The sequence below is a fragment of the Solimonas variicoloris DSM 15731 genome, from assembly GCF_000382285.1.
GTDB lineage: Bacteria > Pseudomonadota > Gammaproteobacteria > Nevskiales > Nevskiaceae > Solimonas > Solimonas variicoloris.
In genome coordinates, this window is the sequence record NZ_KB907927.1 from 127,972 (window position 1) to 144,179 (window position 16,208).

A 16,208-nucleotide genomic window follows, 5' to 3' on the forward strand; every position below is an offset into this window, starting at 1 on the left:
CTTGCGGGTCGAGATCGCCTACGCCTTGCCCGACCGGCAGCTGCTGCTGGCGCTGGACCTGGCGCCCGGCACGACGGCCGCCGGGGCGCTGGCGCAATCCGGACTCGTGCAGCGTTTCGCCGGGATCGATCCGGCGACGGCGGCGTTCGGCGTGTTTGGCCGTCGTGTCGAGGCGACACAGATCCTGCAGCCCGGCGATCGGCTCGAAATCTATCGGCCGCTGCAGGCCGATCCGAAGGAGGCGCGCCGCGAGCGCGTCCGGCGGACGCGCGCGCAGCGCGGCAGCCGGCGCTGAGGCGCGCGGCGCGGCCGTTTAGGGCTGCGAGTTAGGGCTGCGAACCCGGCGGCGTGATGACGACGCCGCTCGGCCGTTCGCTGGCCGCGCGCGAAGCATCGCGAGCATCCTTCTTCTCTTCCTTGAGAATGGTTTGCACGTCCGGGTTGTCGATCGCTTTCGACGCGCCGCTCGCTTCGATGCCTTCCATGCGGGCCAGCACGTCGCCGTCGAAGTAGAGGCTGACGACGCGCTCGGTGATCTCGCCGCGCGGGGATTTGTAATAGCCGACGTAGTCCCAGCGGTTCGGGCGGAAGGCGCTGGCAGCAACCGGCGTGCCCATCAGGTAATGCACCTGATCGTGCGTCATGCCGATCTTCAGCTGGTCCAGCTGCTTCTGCTCGATGACATTGCCCTGACGGGTCGGCAGCTTGTAGATGATCGAACAGGCCGACAGCGCGAGGGCTGCCACGGCAAGAAAAAGAAAACGCATCGGGTCGCCGGGTTGCTGCGGGAAGAAGAGCAGGGATAATAGCGGAAACCCCGCCGACCAGCGCCAGAGTCCGTATGGAATCCTCCGACCTCCGCAACGCCGGCCTCAAGGTGACGCTGCCTCGCCTGAAGATTCTCGAGATGCTCGAGAACAGCGACGCTCGCCACCTGTCCGCCGAAGACATCTACCGACGCCTGATCGACCTCAATGAGGACGTCGGGCTGGCCACCGTGTACCGCGTCCTGACCCAGTTCGAGGCGGCCGGCCTCGTGCGCCGCCATAATTTCGAGGGCGGCCATGCGGTGTTCGAGCTCGAGCGCGGCCCGCATCACGACCACATGGTGCGCATCGACACCGGCGAGGTGATCGAGTTCTTCAGCGAAGACATCGAGAAGCTCCAGCAGCTGATCGCCGACAAGCACGGCTTCGTCGTCGAAGAGCACAGCCTCGTGCTCTACGTGCGGCCGAAGCGCCAGGAGCGCAAGGAACAGTGACCGGGCGCCCGGTCCGGAGAGCCATCATGCGTCTGTTTTCGTTCCTGAGCGCCGTCGCGCTCACCGTCACCGCCGCATTGCCGGCCCATGCCCGGCAGGAGGACGAAGCCTCGTCCGGATCGATCGGCGCGGAGCTGAAGGAGGCGGCGCGCGACGTCGGTCACGCCACCCGCGACGCCGCCAAGGGCGTCGGCCACGCCGCCCGTGACGCCGGCAAGGCGGTCGGCCATGCCACGCGCGATACCACCAGTACCGTGGGTCATGCCTCGCGCGACGCGGCGAAAAGCGCCGGCCACGCCAGCCGCGAGGCGGCGCGCGACGCCGGCCACGCGGTGCGCGACGGCGTCGAGGACGCCGGTGCGGCGATCAAGAACGCGCGCCCGGCCGACTCGCGCTGAGGGGCCGCACCGGGCCGAGCGCCTTCGGCGGCGCGTTGCCCGGCGGCGCGTCCGCTGTGGGACTCAGCTTGCGCGCGCCGCGCGCTGCAGCAGGTCGCGCGCATGATCGAGCGCGGCCTGTGAGATCTCGACGCCGCCCTGCATGCGCGCCAGTTCCTGGACGCGGGCGTCGGCCGGCAACGGCGTGACCCGCGTGTAGGTCTGCTGCTTCTGCACTTCCTTGCGGATCGCGAAATGCGCGTGGCCCTGGGCCGCAACCTGGGCCAGGTGCGTGACGCTCATGACCTGACGCTGCGCGCCGAGCGCCCGCAACTGCTGGCCGACGATCTCGGCGACGCCGCCGCTGATGCCGGCGTCGACCTCGTCGAAGATCATCGTCGCCGCGCCGTGCCGGGCGAGCGCGGCGACCTGGATCGCCAGCGACACGCGTGACAGTTCGCCGCCGGAGGCGACCTTGGCGAGCGGGCGCGGCGGCTGGCCCGGGTTGGCCGAAAAATCGAAACGCACGCTGTCGGCACCGCTGGCGCGCGGTGCGGCCTGCGCGTCGGTCTCGACGCCGACCAGGAACTGCGCGTTCGGCATGCCCAGCGTGCGCACGATCGCGGTTACCGCGTCGCCGAAGCGCTTGGCGGCGCGGCGCCGCTCGGCGCCGAGCTTGGCGGCGGCCTCGTCGTAGCGGCGCCGCGCGGCGTCGCGCTCGCGCTCCAGCGCCTCGACGCGGCCGGCAGCGTTGGCGGCTTCGTCGTGCTGGGCGCGCAGCGCCTGCAGATGCGCCGGCAGTTCGGCCGGCTTGAGGCGATGCTTGCGCGCCAGATCGTGGATCGCGCCGAGACGGCTCTCGACTTCGGCGAGGCGCTCGGGATCGAGGTCGAGCTTGTCGAGCACGCGGCGCGCGCTGTCGGCCGCGTCGCGGACCAGCGCCAGCGCCGACTCGGTCGCTTCACGCGCGGCGCGAAAGCCTTCGTGCAGCGGTTCGAGTCCGCTCAGCAGGACCTGCGCGCTGCCGAGCTGGTCGTAGATGCTGTTCTCGCCGCCGTACAGCAGCTCCTGCACCTGCGCGCCATCGCCGAGCAGGCGGCCGGCGTGGGCAAGCTGGCGGTGCTCGGCCTCGAGCATTTCGAGCTCGTCGTCGCCGAGCGCCAGCGCGTCGAGTTCGGCGATCTGGAATTTCAGGAAGTCCAGCTGCGCCGGATCGCGGCTGCCGGCGCCGCGCAGGCGTTCGAGCGCGCGCTCGGCTTCGGCATGGGCGGCGGCGGCGGCGGCGACCGCCTGCAGCGTCGCCGCGCTGCTGCCGTAGTCGTCGAGCGCCTGGCGCTGCACCTCGGCGCGCAGCAGCGTCTGGCTCTCGGACTGGCCGAAGACTTCGATCAGCATCTCGCCGAGCTCGCGCAGCGGGCCGGTGTTGACCGGGTTGCCGTTGACGAAGGCGCGCGTGCGGCCTTCGGCATAGACGATGCGGCGGATCACCAGCAGCGCCGGGTCGTCGGCGTCGGCGAGTTCGTGCTCGGCGAGCCAGCGCCGCGCCGGGCTGTCCGCCTCCAGCTCGAAGCTGGCGCTGATTTCGGCCTTTTCCTGGCCGGTGCGGACCAGCGCGGCGTCCGCGCGCAGGCCGATCGCCAGGCCGATGGCGTCGATCAGGATCGACTTGCCGGCGCCGGTCTCGCCGGTCAGCACGGTGAAGCCGCTGCCGAAGTCGAGATCTACCGCATCGATGATTGCGAGATTACGGATTGCTAAATTTTTCAGCATCTTGACGTGCTTATTTAATGTTATTTCGCAGTTCGCCGCCGACGGCGGGGCCGCGCCCCCAATGCAGCTTGTTGCGCAGGATGTTGAAGTACGAATAGTTCTTCGGGTGCACGAGCGTGAGGCGGAAATCGGCTTCGCGCACCTCGAACGATTCGCCGGCGCGCAGCGTCTCGGCGGTCTGGCCGTCGCAGGTGTACATCGCCACGGTGTCCGGATCGCCGCGCAACGCGATGCGGACCGTCTGCCGGCTGCTGACGACGATCGGGCGGTCGGACAGCGTGTGCGGACAGATCGGCACCAGCGTCAGCGCGTCGAGGCCAGGGTGCACGACCGGTCCGCCGCCGGACAGTGCGTACGCGGTCGAGCCGGTCGGGCTGGCGACGATGAAACCGTCGGCACGGTGCTGGGAGATGAACTCGCCGTCGAGCCAGGTCTCGAACTCCAGCATGCGGATCGCCGCCTGATTGCGGATGACGACGTCGTTGACGGCGAGCCGCGCCGCGCCGCGCCTCTGGTCGCGGATCAGCCGCGTCTGCAGCAGCAGGCGCTGCTCGCGCAGGTAATCGCCGGCGAAGATCGCGGCGAGCGCCTCGTGCATCTCGCCGGGCTGCACGTCGACCATGAAACCGACGCGTCCCTGGTTGACGCCGAGCAGCGGCACGCCGGCCGGGGCAAGGTCGCGCGCCGCCGACAGCAGCGTGCCGTCGCCGCCGACGACGATGACCAGGTCGCAGCGCACCAGCTCGTGGCGCGGCAGGCGCTCGACGTCCGCAGGCAGTTCGAGGCCCGGCAGCGTCAGCTCGTCGAGGCGGATGCGGCGGCCATGCGCGCGCAGGACCTCGATCAGCTGGCGCAGCGTCGGAATGACCTGCGGGTCGCGCCGCTTGCCGATGACGCCGACGATCTCGAAGGGATGCATGGAGAAGAACCGGAAATTTGCCGCGGACGTTAGCATGAATGACCCCTGCCGCCATCGGAAATCGTCCTTCAGGCTATTGAAAATGCGCCGGAAAAACCCCATTTTTACGCCATGTCCAAAGCCCTAGACGATCGCGCCGCCGAGCTCCTGAAGCTGCTCGTGGAGCGCTACATCCGCGACGGGCAGCCGGTCGGCTCGCGCACGCTGTCGCGGATGGCGGGCCTGGCGCTGTCGCCGGCGACGATCCGCAATGTGATGGCCGACCTCGACGAGCTGGGCTTCGTCGCCTCGCCGCACACCTCGGCGGGGCGCATCCCGACCACGCGCGGCTATCGCTATTTCGTCGATGCGCTGCTGTCGCCCGAGTCGCTCAGTGCCAACGAGAAGGAACTGATCGCCAGCGAGCTGCTGCCGCGCGACCGCTCGCCGGCCGACCTCGTGCAGGCGGCCTCGAACCTGCTCTCCGAAATGTCGCGGATGGCCGGTGTCGTCACCATGCCGCGGCGCAATCTGGCGGTGCTGCGGCGCATCGAGTTCCTGCCGCTGTCCGGCAATCGCGTGCTGACCATCCTGGTCGTCAACCAGCACGAAGTGCAGAACCGCATCATCTACACGGAGCGTCCGTACGGCGCCGATGAGCTGGAGCGCTACGCCAACCTGCTCAACGAGCATTTCGCCGGCCGCGACCTCGTCAGTCTGCGTCAGGCGCTGGTCGAGGAGGCCGCCGACGCCCAGGCGCACGTCAACCTGCTGCTGCGCGAGGCGGCGACCATGGCCGAGCAGGCGCTGCGGCCGCAGGGCGCCGGCGATTACATCGTCGCCGGCCGGCCGAACCTGATGGGCTTCCAGGAGCTCGCCGACGTACAGCGCCTGCGCGGGCTGTTCGAGGCCCTCGACGCCAAGCGCGATCTGCTCGACCTGTTCGACCAGTGCCTCAATGCCGATCGCGTGCAGCTGTTCATCGGCGACGAATCCGGTTACCGCGTGCTCGACGAGTGCAGCGTGGTCACGGCGCCGTACTACGTGGACGGCAAGATCGCCGGCACGCTCGGCGTGATCGGGCCGACGCGCATGGCCTATCACCGCATCATTCCGATCGTGCGCGAGACGGCGCGGCTGCTGTCTGCCGGCTTGAAAGGCGAGGGCTGAAACCGCAGATAGCGGCGGGGAGCGCGCGGCTTTGCTAGATGCTGGCCGTCCGGCTGGCTATCATGCGCCGCTCTCTCCGCGGCCGGGTGCTCTGGGTACCCGCCTCAACTTTCCCGACGACAGACAGATCGAATAGCGATATGACGGATACTCCCGAGCAGGCGGCCCCCGGCGCCGGCGGCCAGAACGAGCTGGAGACGCTGCGCGCCCAGCTCGACGACGCCGAAGCCCGCGCCGCCGCCGCCAAGGACGCGCAGCTGCGCGCCGCTGCGGACCTCGAAAACACCCGCCGCCGCCTCGAGCGCGAAGCCTCCAACAACCTCAAGTACGCGGCCGAGAAGCTGCTCGGCGAGCTGCTGGCCGTCGCCGACAGTCTCGAGCTGGGCCTGAAGGCCGCCGAACTCGCTGACGGGCCGGCGCGGGCGATGGGCGAGGGCCTGCAGCTCACCTACCGCCAGCTGATGAGCGTGCTCGAGAAGCACGGCGTCAAGCAGATCGACCCGCGCGGCCAGCCGTTCAATCCGGACTTCCATCAGGCGATGTCGATGGCGCCGAGTGCCGCGGTGCCGCCCAATCATGTCCTGGACGTGATGCAGAAGGGGTACAGCCTGCACGAACGCCTGCTGCGTCCGGCGATGGTGGTCGTGGCGCGCGCGCCCGACTGAACAGCGAAAGCGCAAAAAAGCGCAGAAAACGCACCAAAACCCCTTGAAACCCTGCATCGAGCCTTCAGTTAGGCGGCAGGAACAAAACCAATTTCGGAGTCACCCATGGCAAAAATCATCGGCATCGACCTCGGTACGACCAACAGCTGCGTCGCGATCCTCGAGGGCGGCAACGTCAAGGTCATCGAGAACAGCGAGGGCGAACGCACCACGCCGTCGATCGTCGCCTACACCGACGACGGCCAGACGCTGGTCGGCCGCTCGGCCAAGCGCCAGGCGGTGACCAACCCGTACAACACGCTGTACGCCGTCAAGCGCCTGATCGGCCGTCGCTTCGAGGACGCCGAGGTGCAGAAGGCGGTCAAGCATTCGCCGTTCAAGATCGTCAAGGCCGACAACGGCGATGCCTGGGTCGAGGCCAAGGGCAAGAAGCTCGCGCCGCAGCAGGTGTCGGCCGAGGTGCTGCTGAAGATGAAGAAGACCGCCGAGGACTATCTCGGCGAGAAGGTCACCGAGGCGGTCATCACCGTGCCGGCCTACTTCAACGACTCGCAGCGCCAGGCGACCAAGGACGCCGGCCGCATCGCCGGTCTCGAGGTCAAGCGCATCATCAACGAGCCGACCGCGGCGGCGCTGGCCTTCGGCCTCGACAAGGGCGGCAAGAAGGATCAGAAGATCGCGGTCTACGACCTCGGCGGCGGCACCTTCGACATCTCGATCATCGAGATCGCCGACGTCGACGGCGAGAAGCAGTTCGAGGTGCTCGCCACCAACGGCGACACGTTCCTCGGCGGTGAGGACTTCGATCTGCGCGTGATCGAATACATCGCGGCCGAGTTCCAGAAGGAGCAGGGCATCGACCTGCACAAGGATCCGCTCGCCCTGCAGCGCCTCAAGGAGGCGGCCGAAAAGGCCAAGATCGAGCTGTCGAGCTCGACGCAGACCGACATCAATCTGCCGTACATCACGGCGGATCAGACCGGTCCCAAGCACCTGAACATGAAGCTGACGCGCGCCAAGCTGGAGGCGCTGGTCGACGACCTCATCACCAAGTCGATGGAGCCGTGCAAGACCGCGCTGAAGGACGCCGGCCTGAAGCCGTCGGACATCGACGAGGTCATCCTCGTCGGCGGCCAGACGCGCATGCCGAAGGTGCAGGATGCGGTCAAGAGCTTCTTCGGCAAGGAGCCGCGCAAGGACGTCAACCCGGACGAGGCGGTCGCCGTCGGCGCCGCGGTGCAGGGCGCGGTGCTGACCGGCGAGCGCAAGGACGTGCTGCTGCTCGACGTCACGCCGCTGTCGCTGGGCATCGAAACCCTCGGCGGCAAGATGACCAAGCTGATCGAGAAGAACACCACGATCCCGACCAAGAAGTCGGAGACCTTCACCACCGCCGACGACAACCAGACGGCCGTGACGATCCAGGTCTTCCAGGGCGAGCGCGAGATCGCTTCGGCGAACAAGTCGCTCGGTCGCTTCGATCTGCAGGGCATCGCGCCGGCGCCGCGCGGCATGCCGCAGATCGAGGTCATCTTCGACATCGACGCCAACGGCATCCTGCATGTCACCGCCAAGGACAAGGCGACCGGCAAGGAGCAGAGCATCCGCATCACCGCCAACTCGGGTCTGACGGAAGACGAGATCAAGAAGATGGTGAAGGACGCCGAGGCGCACGCCGAGGAAGACAAGAAGTTCAACGAGCTGATCTCGGCGCGCAACCAGGCCGACCAGATGATCCACGGCGTCGAGAAGTCGCTGAAGGATCTTGGCGACAAGGTCGGCGCCGACGAGAAGAAGGCGATCGAGGATGCGCTGTCGGCGGCCCGCGAAGCGGTCAAGGGCGCCGACAAGGATGCCATCACGGCCAAGACCGAGGCGCTGGCGCAGGCATCGGCCAAGCTGATGGAACGCGTCTATGCCGAGCAGGGCGCGGCGGCCGGCGGCGAAGGTGCCGGTGCGGCGCCGGGCGCGGCGGGCGGTGCGCAGGCCGACGGCGATGTCGTCGATGCCGAGTTCACCGAGGTCAAGGACAAGAAGTAAGCGGCACGCAGTACCACGAGCGCCCGGCGTCGAGCCGGGCGCTCTTCTTTGAAGGGCCTGCTGGGGACCGCGATGGGCAAGGGAAGGCTCGAAGCATTCAGCGACGGCGTGATCGCGATCATCATCACGATCATGGTGCTGGAGCTCAAGGTGCCGCACGCACCGACGCTGGACGCGCTGCGCGAGCTATGGCCGACGTTCGTCAGCTACGTGCTCAGCTTTGTCTACGTCGGCATCTACTGGAACAATCATCATCACCTGCTGCATGCCTGCCGTTCGATCAATGGCGGTGTGATGTGGGCGAACCTGCATCTGCTGTTCTGGCTGTCGCTGTTCCCGTTCGTGACCGCCTGGATGGGCGAGAACCATTTCGAAAGCCTGCCGACCGCGCTCTACGGCGCCGTGCTGCTGATGGCGGCGCTGGCCTGGTCGGTGCTGCAGTACGCCATCGTCCGGCACGACGGCCAGCACTCGGTGCTCAAGGCGGCGATCGGGCGTGACTTCAAGGGCAAGATCGCGCTGCTGCTGTATCTGGCCGCGATCGTGCTGTCGTTCTATCAGCGCGTGATCGCCGATCTGATCTACGTGGCTGTGGCATTGATGTGGCTCGTGCCGGATCGCCGGATCGAGTCGAGACTGGAAGCATGAGCAAGCGCGACTATTACGAAGTACTCATGGTCGAAAAGACCGTGAGCGAGGACGGGCTCAAGAAGGCCTATCGCAAGCTGGCGATGAAATACCACCCGGACCGCAATCCGGGCGACAAGGCGGCCGAGGAGCAGTTCAAGGAAATCAGCGAGGCTTACGAAGTCCTTTCCGACGAGAAGAAGCGCGCGATCTACGATCAGTACGGCCACGAAGGCTTGAGCCGCGGCGCCGGTGGTGGCGCCGGCGCCGGCGGCTTCGCCGACATCTTCGGCGATGTGTTCGCCGACATCTTCGGCGGCGGCGGCGGCGGACGCGGCGGTCCGCGCCGCGGTGCCGACCTGCGCTACATGATGGAGCTGACGCTCGAGCAGGCGGTGTTCGGCTCGACCGAGAACATCCGCATCCCGAGCTGGGACGAATGCGAGTCCTGTCACGGCCACGGCACCGCCGACGGCAAGAAGCCGCCGACCTGTCCGACCTGTCGCGGCTCCGGCCAGGTGCGCGTGCAGCAGGGCTTCTTCGTGCTGCAGCAGACCTGCCCGAACTGCCGCGGCCGCGGCACCAGCGTCAGCGATCCGTGCAAGAGCTGCCGCGGCGCCGGCAAGCTGCGCCGCGAGAAGACGCTGGAGGTCAAGATTCCGCCGGGCGTCGATACCGGCGACCGTATTCGCCTGTCCGGCGAAGGCGAACCGGGCGAGGCCGGCGCGCCGAGCGGCGATCTCTACGTGCAAATCAACGTCAAGCCGCACGAGATTTTCGAGCGCGACGGCAACGACCTGCATTGCTCGATGCCGATCTCGGTCGTCACCGCCGCACTCGGCGGCACGCTCGAGGTGCCGACGCTGGAAGGCAAGGTCGAGATCGACGTGCCGGAAGGTTCGCAGAGCGGCAAGCAGTTCCGTCTGCGCGGCCGCGGCGTGCGCTCGGTGCGCACGGCCGGGCCGGGCGATCTGTACTGCACGGTCTTCGTCGAGACGCCGGTGCGCCTCAACAAGCAGCAGAAGGAACTGCTCCGCCAGTTCGGCGAGACGCTCGACAAGGAAGGCGGCAAGCACCACCCGGAAACGTCGAGCTGGCTCGGCAAGGCCAAGCGCTTCTTCGACGATCTGACGACCTGAGCGCCATCGCCGGCGCCCGCGCCGCGCGGGCGTCGGCGCGTGATCGGGCCCCGCCCGGGATCAGGCGAGCCGGTTCAGGCCGTTGTGCGCGGCGACGCGGTAGGCCTCGGCCATCGTCGGGTAGTTGAACGTGGTGTCGATGAAATAGCGCAGGTTGTTGAGGTCGCGGCTCGCCATCACGGTCTGGCCGATGTGGACGATCTCCGAGGCGCGGTCGCCGAAGCAGTGCACGCCGAGCACCTGCAGCGTCTCGGTATGGAACAGCAGCTTGAGCATGCCGCTGGTCTCGTGCGTCATCTGCGCGCGGGCCAGGCTCTTGAACTGTGCGTAGCCGACTTCGTACGGAATCTTCGCCTCGCGCAGCTGGCGCTCGGTCTGGCCGACCGACGAGATCTCCGGCAGCGTGTAGATGCCGCTCGGGATCAGGTCCAGCCGCTGCGGACCGTCGAGTCCGCCGATCAGATGCTGGACCGCGAACTGGCCCTGCACGTAGCCGGCGCTGGCCAGCGCCGGCGGGCCGATCACGTCGCCGACCGCATAGATGTTCGGTACCGCCGTCTGGTAATGGCTGTCGACGGCGATCTGGCCGCGCGAGTTGATCTGGATGCCGAGCGCCTCGATGCCGAGGCCGTCGGTATTGCCGGTGCGGCCGTTGGCCCAGAGCAGCACGTCGGACTTGATCTTGCGGCCGGATTTCAGGTGCAGCAGCACGTCGTGCTCGCGCGCCTCGACGTGGTCGTACTGCTCGTTGTGGCGGATCATGCAGCCCTGCTCGCGCAAGTGGTACGAGAGCGCCTCGGCGATCTCGTCGTCGAGGAAGGACAGCAGGCGGTCCTGGGTGTTGACCAGCGTGACCTTGGAGCCGAGGTTGACGAAGATCGAGGCGTACTCGCAGCCGATCACGCCGGCGCCATAGATCGTGATCGAGAACGGGTGGTCCGGATAGCTGAGGATGCTGTCGCTGTCGCGGATGCGCGGATGCGTGAAGTCCAGCTCCGGCGGATGGTAGGGCCGCGAGCCGGTGGCGATCACGAAGTGCTCGGCGCGCAGCGTCACGGCGGCGCCCTCGCGGTCGACCGACAGGGTATTGGCGTCGACGAAACGCGCGTCGCCGCGGAACACCGGCACCTTGTTGCGCTCGTAGAAGCGCTGCCGGCTGGCGACCTGGGCGTCGACGACCTGGTCCTTGGCGCGCAGCAGCTGCGGATAGCTGACGCGCAGGTCGGCGGTGATCTCGCGCAGCAGCGGGTCGCGGCGGATCGCGGTCAATCGGGTGACGGCCTGGCGCAGGGCCTTGCTCGGGATCGTGCCCCAGTGCGTGCAGCCGCCGCCGACTTCGCGATAGCGCTCGACCAGGGCGACCCGCCGATGGTTCTTCGCGGCCATCATCGCCGCGCCTTCGCCGGCCGGGCCGGAACCGATTACCACCACATCGTAAGCGTGCATCTCGCGTCCTGTTCTGGTCGCGGATGCCGGTCCACCCCGAACGTCAGCCGCGATGCAGCGAATTGTAAAGCGCGACGTACTCCTGCGTAACGCGGTGGCCGCGGTCGAGGTAGATCATCGGCTTGTGCTGTTCGTGCGATTCCTTGACGCGTACCGAGGACGACAGGGTTTGTTCGAGCACCGGCTTGCCTTCGGCGCGCAACTCGTCGATCAGCCGTGTCGGCAGCTTCGAGCGCGCCGAGAACTGGTTGGCGACGATGCCCTCGACGCGCAGTTCCTCGTTGTGGTCGGCGCGGATCTCCTCGATGTTGTCGAGCAGGGTGTAGAGCGCCTGGCGCGCGAATTCGTCGCAGTCGAACGGGATCAGCACGCTGTCGGCGGCGATCAGCGCCGAGCGCGCGTAGAAGTTCAGCGCCGGCGGCGTGTCGATGAAGACGGCGTCGTAACCCTTGAGCTTGCGCAGCGCGTCGCGCAGCTTGTAGATCTTCTGCTTGGCTTCTAGCTTGACGGCGAGCTCGTCGAGGCGCGGATCGGCGGCGACGACGTCGAGGTTCTCGAACGGCGTGCTGGTGACGTAGGTCACGAACGGCGCCGGCGCCAGCGAGAACGACAGCGTCGATTCGAAGAAATCGGCGATCGTGCGGTCGACCGTCGCGGCGCGCGTGCCGAGCAGGTACTGCGTGGCGTTGCCCTGGGTGTCGAGATCGATGACCAGCGTGCGCAGACCGTGGGCCGCAGCGATCGCGGCGAGATTGCAGACGATCGTGGTCTTGCCGACCCCGCCTTTCTGGTTGAAAACCACGCGTTTCATGACGACTCCGTTCCCCGCGGACATTTCGTGCCGGATCTCGCACCGATCATGCCGGGCGCGACAGTGGCAGAATGCTAGCCCAAGCCCGGGCGCCATGGACTGGCCGAATCGCCAGCCGCCGCCGCAGCGCCTCCGCCCGGCCATCTCTCCCGCCACGTCCATCATCATGAAATCCGAATTGAACGTCTTCGTGACCGGCGCCTCGTCCGGTTTCGGTGCGGCCATCGCGCGCCGCTTTATCACCGAGGGTCATCGCGTGATCGCCGCCGGCCGCCGCTCCGAGCGCCTCGCCGAACTGGCCGCCGCGTGCGGCGAGCGCCTGCTGCCGCTGACGCTGGATGTGCGCGACCGCGCCGCGGTCGAGGCGGCGGTCGCCGGCCTGCCGGCGCCGTTCGCTGCCGTCGATGTGCTGGTCAACAACGCCGGTCTCGCGCTCGGCCTGAAGCCGGCCGACCAGGCCGATATGGCCGACTGGGAGCAGATGGTCGACACCAACATCAAGGGCCTGCTCTATGTCACCCGGGCGCTGACGCCGGGCATGGTCGAGCGCGGCCGCGGCCACGTCATCAACCTCGGCTCGGTCGCCGGCGAATGGCCGTATCCGGGCGGCAACGTCTACGGCGGCACCAAGGCCTTCGTCCGCCAGTTTTCGCTGAACCTGCGCGCCGACCTCGTCGGCCGCGGCGTTCGCGTCAGCAACATCGAGCCGGGCATGGCGGAGACGGAGTTCTCGCTGGTGCGCTATCACGGCGATGCCGAAAAGGCCAAGGCGGTCTATGCCGGCATCGAGCCGCTGACGGCCGAGGACATCGCCGATACCGTCTACTGGATCGCGACGCGGCCGGCGCACGTCAACATCAACACGATCTCGCTGATGCCGGAGTGCCAAGCGTTTTCGTCGTTCGCGGTGAAGCGGCAATCCTGAGCCCCGCGGCGGTCGACCGGCCTACAGCGGGCCGGGCGAATGCCTGACGGGTAGCGGCGCAGCGCTGCTTATCCTCCTTGCACAAGGCGCCTGGAGGAGAACATGCGCTCGATCGCAGCTCTATGCGGATGCGCCGGCGTGCTGCTGGCGCTGGGCGCCGGCCTCGCCGGGGCGGCGGTGACGCCGGACGAGAACGTGCTCGTGTTCCGCCGCACGATCATCGATCAGGGCGTCAGCCGCAGCATCGTCTATCTGCGGCCGCGACTGGCGCCGGCGTCGGCGCCGCCGGCCTTGTTCCTGCTGCCGTACCGCAACGGCAGCGCCGACGACATGGCCGATCTCACGCGCGCCGGCCGCCTGGCGCGCGATTACGGCGCCTGGGTCATCGTGCCGGAGGCCTTCACCGGCCTGTGGAACTACAAGATGCTGCTCGGGCCGCTGACGACGCCGAACGATCTGCTGTTCCTCGACCGCGTCATCGACGCGGCGGTCGCCGACTACGGACTCGACGCGCACCGCCTCTACATGGGCGGCTATTCCGGCGGCGCGATGATGACGCTGCGCTACGTCTGCGAGCGCCCCGGGCGGATCGCCGCCGCGGCGCTGGTCGGCGGACAGATGATCCGCACGCTGGCCGACAAATGCGCGACCGCGCCGGCGCCGGCGCTGGCCTTCATCAACGGCCGCGAGGATCCGGTCGGCCCCTACGACGGCGACCTGACGCTGATGTCCTCGCCCGACAGCGCCGCCTTCTGGGCGCGCGCCAACGGCTGTGCGCCGGTGCCGCTGCGCGAGGCGCTGCCGGACCTCGTCGACGACGGCACCACGGTGGTCGTCGATCGCTACCGCGGCTGCACGCACGGCGAGGCGGTGCGTCTCTACACCGTCGAGGGCGGCGGCCATACCTGGCCGGGCGCGGTCGACTTCACGCCGTCGCTTGGCGCGACCACGCAGGACTTCGACGCGACGACGACCTTCATGTCGTTCCTGGTGCCGTTCTCGACCGCGGAGGGCGTGCGATGAAGCGGACCTTGTTCCTCATCGCCGCGTGGCTGGGCACGGCCGTGGCGCAGGCGGCGGCGCCGCTCGGTGCCGAATTTCGCGTCAACGGCACGACGGCGCTCGACCAGCAGCGGCCGGCGCTGGCGCGCGCCGGCAACGGCCGCTTCGTCATCGCCTGGGACAGCAGCGAAGCGGGCGGGGCGGCGGGCGACGTCTACGCACGCCGCTACGCGGCCGATGGCACGCCGCTCGGCGCCGAGTTCCGCGTCAACAGCACCACGCGCAATCGCCAATATGCGCCGCGCGTCGCTGTCGACGCCGACGGGGGTTTCGTCGCCGCCTGGCTCAGCAACGCGCAGCACAGCGTCGGCCTGTCGCTGTACGCGCGCCGCTACGGCGCGGACGGCGTGCCGCTCGGGCCGGAGTTCCGCGTCGACAGGACCGGCCGCGCGACCTCGGCGCAGTTCGACGTGGCGATGGCGCCGAACGGCGCGTTCGTCGTCGTCTGGGTCGATCGCGACGCGATCGTCGGCGCCAGCTTGCAGGCGCGCTACGTCAACGCCCAGCGCTATACGCGCGACGGATGGGCCGACGGCGCCCCGATCGCGGTCTACGACAGCACGCTGTTCCAGGTTCGCGTGCCGAGCGTCGCCAGCGACGCGGCTGGCAACTTCGTCGTCGCCTGGTTCGTCGGCGCCAACAGCATCTGGGCGCGGCGCTACGATGCCGCCGGCAGGGCGCGCGGTCCGGGCTTTCGCGTCAGTACCGCCGGCGACCAGGTCGACCGGCCGCGGATCGCCGCCAGTGCCGGCGGTGCGTTTGCGATCGCCTGGGAGACCGGCGACGAGGCCTTCGCCGACACCGGCGTCTACCTGCGTGCCTACAACGCCGCCGGTCACGCGACGATGGCGCCGGCACGCGTCGACCGCCGCATGCTGCGCTTTCCCGAAATCGCCTTCACGAACGATACGCAGCTGGTGGTCGCCGCACACGGCGATGCGATCTACGGGCAATGCTGGAATGTCACCGGCACCGCGCTTGGCGGCGCCTTTCGCGTCGACGCGTCGCCGACGCTGCACACGCCGTTGCTGGCGAGCGTCGCCAGCGACGGCGGCGGGCAGCTGCTGTTCGCGTGGCAGAACTTCAGCGTTGCCGCCGGCCGCGACATCTACGCGCGCCTGTTCTCGCGCTGCTGAGATTCGTTCGTCGCTGGCGGCGCGGCGGCGGTGCGCGGCCAGCGCGTTTGCGCGCGCCGCGCCGAGGCGTGCACCTCGGCGAGCGCGACGATGCGCTCGAGATCGTCCGGATCGACATCGATGAACGAATCGATCTCTTTCAGCGCGTGCGCGAGATCGACGGGCTGCAGCGACAAGTAATTGCGTGCCGGCGCCGGGCGCGCCCGCACCCAGGCGACCGGATAGCGGCGCCAGCGGAACAGGGCGTTGAACAGGACGGCGACGGCCAGCATGACGACGACGTTGAGCAGCACCGGGTGCAGCAGGTAGTCGTAGCCGAGCGCGTGCACGGAGGGGCCGCCGATCACTGCCGTCAGCGCGGTCGCGCCGCCGGGCGGGTGCAGGCAGCGCAGATAGTGCATCGCCCCGAGCGCGAGACCCACTGCTGCCGCCGAGGCCAGTAGCGGATCATGCAGCCAGCGCTGGCAGCTCACGCCGGCGAGCGCGGACACCAGGTGTCCGCCGAAGACCGGCCACGGTTGCGACAGCGCGCCGTGCGGCACGCCGAACAGCAGCACGGCTGAGGCGCCCATGGAGGCGACGATCAGCATCTGCGCGCCGGCGTCGAGATCGCGGCCGAGCCCCAGTACCGCGGCAATCGCGACGAAACCGCCGAGCGCCGACAGCAGGCGTTCGGCATGGCTGACCGGGCTTTGCTCGACGCCGAGCCAGTGCAGCAGCCAGGGCAGTGAAAAACGGGGACTGTTCACGCGTTCGCCGTTGAAGTCGTGAGATCAAGAAACATCGTCAAAAAGAGAGGGCGCCGCTGCGCCCTCTCGCTTACTGCATGGACACCGCGGCGCCTTTGCCGCGGTGATCGCGCTACGCCGCCATCCGGCGCA

General features: G+C 68.5%; 17 protein-coding genes. 11 read left to right on the forward strand and 6 right to left on the reverse strand.

Annotation, left to right across the window (positions count from 1 at the left end):
- The first annotated feature begins 1 nt into the window (after position 1).
- Positions 2-295: an RnfH family protein gene (locus H149_RS0105280; protein WP_020648698.1), complete on the forward strand. Its 294-nt coding sequence runs from the start codon at positions 2-4 to the stop codon at positions 293-295.
- Between the two features lie 31 nt (positions 296-326).
- On the opposite strand, the gene H149_RS0105285 is transcribed toward H149_RS0105280, so the two are convergent.
- Positions 327-767, reverse strand: a complete 441-nt coding sequence (locus tag H149_RS0105285; RefSeq protein ID WP_039748091.1) for an outer membrane protein assembly factor BamE — start codon at positions 765-767, stop codon at positions 327-329.
- 74 nt (positions 768-841) lie between these two features.
- Here H149_RS0105285 and fur point away from each other — a divergent pair, with 74 nt between their 5' ends.
- Both fur and H149_RS23765 read left to right on the forward strand, forming a co-directional pair.
- Positions 842-1,261 (forward strand): ferric iron uptake transcriptional regulator, encoded by a 420-nt coding sequence (gene fur, locus H149_RS0105290; protein ID WP_020648700.1) that lies wholly within the window; start codon positions 842-844, stop codon positions 1,259-1,261.
- Positions 1,262-1,287: 26 nt separating this feature from the next.
- Positions 1,288-1,659 (forward strand): dermokine domain-containing protein, encoded by a 372-nt coding sequence (locus tag H149_RS23765; protein ID WP_020648701.1) that lies wholly within the window; start codon positions 1,288-1,290, stop codon positions 1,657-1,659.
- Between the two features lie 63 nt (positions 1,660-1,722).
- On the opposite strand, the gene recN is transcribed toward H149_RS23765, so the two are convergent.
- Positions 1,723-3,408 carry a DNA repair protein RecN gene (gene recN / locus H149_RS0105300; protein ID WP_020648702.1) on the reverse strand — a complete coding sequence of 562 codons (1,686 nt, stop codon included), beginning with the start codon at positions 3,406-3,408 and terminating at the stop codon, positions 1,723-1,725.
- 10 nt (positions 3,409-3,418) lie between these two features.
- Entirely contained in the window at positions 3,419-4,327 is a 909-nt protein-coding gene (locus tag H149_RS0105305; RefSeq protein WP_020648703.1) for an NAD(+) kinase, read from the reverse strand.
- Positions 4,328-4,438: 111 nt separating this feature from the next.
- Between H149_RS0105305 and hrcA the strand changes: the two genes are divergently transcribed.
- The 5 genes from hrcA (at position 4,439) to dnaJ (ending at position 9,947) form a co-directional block, all read left to right on the forward strand.
- On the forward strand, positions 4,439-5,476 hold the full coding sequence (gene hrcA / locus H149_RS0105310) for a heat-inducible transcriptional repressor HrcA (protein ID WP_020648704.1): 1,038 nt from the start codon (positions 4,439-4,441) through the stop codon (positions 5,474-5,476).
- Between the two features lie 140 nt (positions 5,477-5,616).
- Positions 5,617-6,141 (forward strand): nucleotide exchange factor GrpE, encoded by a 525-nt coding sequence (gene grpE, locus H149_RS0105315; protein WP_020648705.1) that lies wholly within the window; start codon positions 5,617-5,619, stop codon positions 6,139-6,141.
- 105 nt (positions 6,142-6,246) lie between these two features.
- A complete protein-coding gene (dnaK, locus tag H149_RS0105320; protein ID WP_020648706.1) occupies positions 6,247-8,181 on the forward strand; it encodes a molecular chaperone DnaK in 1,935 nt (644 codons plus the stop codon).
- Between the two features lie 72 nt (positions 8,182-8,253).
- Positions 8,254-8,829: a TMEM175 family protein gene (locus tag H149_RS0105325; protein ID WP_020648707.1), complete on the forward strand. Its 576-nt coding sequence runs from the start codon at positions 8,254-8,256 to the stop codon at positions 8,827-8,829.
- Positions 8,826-9,947: a molecular chaperone DnaJ gene (dnaJ, locus tag H149_RS0105330; RefSeq protein ID WP_020648708.1), complete on the forward strand. Its 1,122-nt coding sequence runs from the start codon at positions 8,826-8,828 to the stop codon at positions 9,945-9,947. Before H149_RS0105325 ends, dnaJ begins: the two co-directional genes overlap by 4 nt.
- A gap of 60 nt (positions 9,948-10,007) precedes the next feature.
- On the opposite strand, the gene sthA is transcribed toward dnaJ, so the two are convergent.
- The gene (gene sthA, locus H149_RS0105335; RefSeq protein ID WP_020648709.1) at positions 10,008-11,393 is read right to left on the reverse strand and encodes a Si-specific NAD(P)(+) transhydrogenase; all 1,386 of its coding nucleotides are present in this window, start codon (positions 11,391-11,393) and stop codon (positions 10,008-10,010) included.
- Between the two features lie 43 nt (positions 11,394-11,436).
- Positions 11,437-12,204, reverse strand: a complete 768-nt coding sequence (locus tag H149_RS0105340; RefSeq protein ID WP_020648710.1) for a ParA family protein — start codon at positions 12,202-12,204, stop codon at positions 11,437-11,439.
- Between the two features lie 166 nt (positions 12,205-12,370).
- On the opposite strand from H149_RS0105340, the gene H149_RS0105345 reads away from it, so the two are divergent.
- The 3 genes from H149_RS0105345 (at position 12,371) to H149_RS0105355 (ending at position 15,327) form a co-directional block, all read left to right on the forward strand.
- Positions 12,371-13,129, forward strand: coding sequence for an SDR family oxidoreductase (locus H149_RS0105345; protein ID WP_245540468.1), 759 nt, complete (start codon positions 12,371-12,373; stop codon positions 13,127-13,129).
- A 102-nt stretch (positions 13,130-13,231) separates the two neighbouring features.
- Positions 13,232-14,152 (forward strand): CE1 family esterase, encoded by a 921-nt coding sequence (locus H149_RS0105350; RefSeq protein ID WP_154654651.1) that lies wholly within the window; start codon positions 13,232-13,234, stop codon positions 14,150-14,152.
- Positions 14,149-15,327 (forward strand): hypothetical protein, encoded by a 1,179-nt coding sequence (locus tag H149_RS0105355; protein WP_020648713.1) that lies wholly within the window; start codon positions 14,149-14,151, stop codon positions 15,325-15,327. The genes H149_RS0105350 and H149_RS0105355 overlap by 4 nt, the downstream gene beginning before the upstream one ends.
- Here H149_RS0105355 and H149_RS0105360 read toward each other — a convergent pair.
- Entirely contained in the window at positions 15,300-16,076 is a 777-nt protein-coding gene (locus H149_RS0105360) for an HPP family protein (RefSeq protein ID WP_020648714.1), read from the reverse strand. The genes H149_RS0105355 and H149_RS0105360 overlap by 28 nt on opposite strands.
- Positions 16,077-16,208 lie beyond the last annotated feature (132 nt).

What these genes read in the sequence shown, in the direction of transcription:
- H149_RS0105285 (WP_039748091.1), bottom strand. Translation starts at nt 767, where the DNA reads ATGCGTTTTCTTTTTCTTGCCGTGGCAGCCCTCGCGCTGTCGGCCTGT.
- fur (WP_020648700.1), top strand. Translation starts at nt 842, where the DNA reads ATGGAATCCTCCGACCTCCGCAACGCCGGCCTCAAGGTGACGCTGCCT.
- H149_RS23765 (WP_020648701.1), top strand. Translation starts at nt 1,288, where the DNA reads ATGCGTCTGTTTTCGTTCCTGAGCGCCGTCGCGCTCACCGTCACCGCC.
- recN (WP_020648702.1), bottom strand. Translation starts at nt 3,408, where the DNA reads ATGCTGAAAAATTTAGCAATCCGTAATCTCGCAATCATCGATGCGGTA.
- H149_RS0105305 (WP_020648703.1), bottom strand. Translation starts at nt 4,327, where the DNA reads ATGCATCCCTTCGAGATCGTCGGCGTCATCGGCAAGCGGCGCGACCCG.
- hrcA (WP_020648704.1), top strand. Translation starts at nt 4,439, where the DNA reads ATGTCCAAAGCCCTAGACGATCGCGCCGCCGAGCTCCTGAAGCTGCTC.
- grpE (WP_020648705.1), top strand. Translation starts at nt 5,617, where the DNA reads ATGACGGATACTCCCGAGCAGGCGGCCCCCGGCGCCGGCGGCCAGAAC.
- dnaK (WP_020648706.1), top strand. Translation starts at nt 6,247, where the DNA reads ATGGCAAAAATCATCGGCATCGACCTCGGTACGACCAACAGCTGCGTC.
- H149_RS0105325 (WP_020648707.1), top strand. Translation starts at nt 8,254, where the DNA reads ATGGGCAAGGGAAGGCTCGAAGCATTCAGCGACGGCGTGATCGCGATC.
- dnaJ (WP_020648708.1), top strand. Translation starts at nt 8,826, where the DNA reads ATGAGCAAGCGCGACTATTACGAAGTACTCATGGTCGAAAAGACCGTG.
- sthA (WP_020648709.1), bottom strand. Translation starts at nt 11,393, where the DNA reads ATGCACGCTTACGATGTGGTGGTAATCGGTTCCGGCCCGGCCGGCGAA.
- H149_RS0105340 (WP_020648710.1), bottom strand. Translation starts at nt 12,204, where the DNA reads ATGAAACGCGTGGTTTTCAACCAGAAAGGCGGGGTCGGCAAGACCACG.
- H149_RS0105345 (WP_245540468.1), top strand. Translation starts at nt 12,371, where the DNA reads ATGAAATCCGAATTGAACGTCTTCGTGACCGGCGCCTCGTCCGGTTTC.
- H149_RS0105350 (WP_154654651.1), top strand. Translation starts at nt 13,232, where the DNA reads ATGCGCTCGATCGCAGCTCTATGCGGATGCGCCGGCGTGCTGCTGGCG.
- H149_RS0105355 (WP_020648713.1), top strand. Translation starts at nt 14,149, where the DNA reads ATGAAGCGGACCTTGTTCCTCATCGCCGCGTGGCTGGGCACGGCCGTG.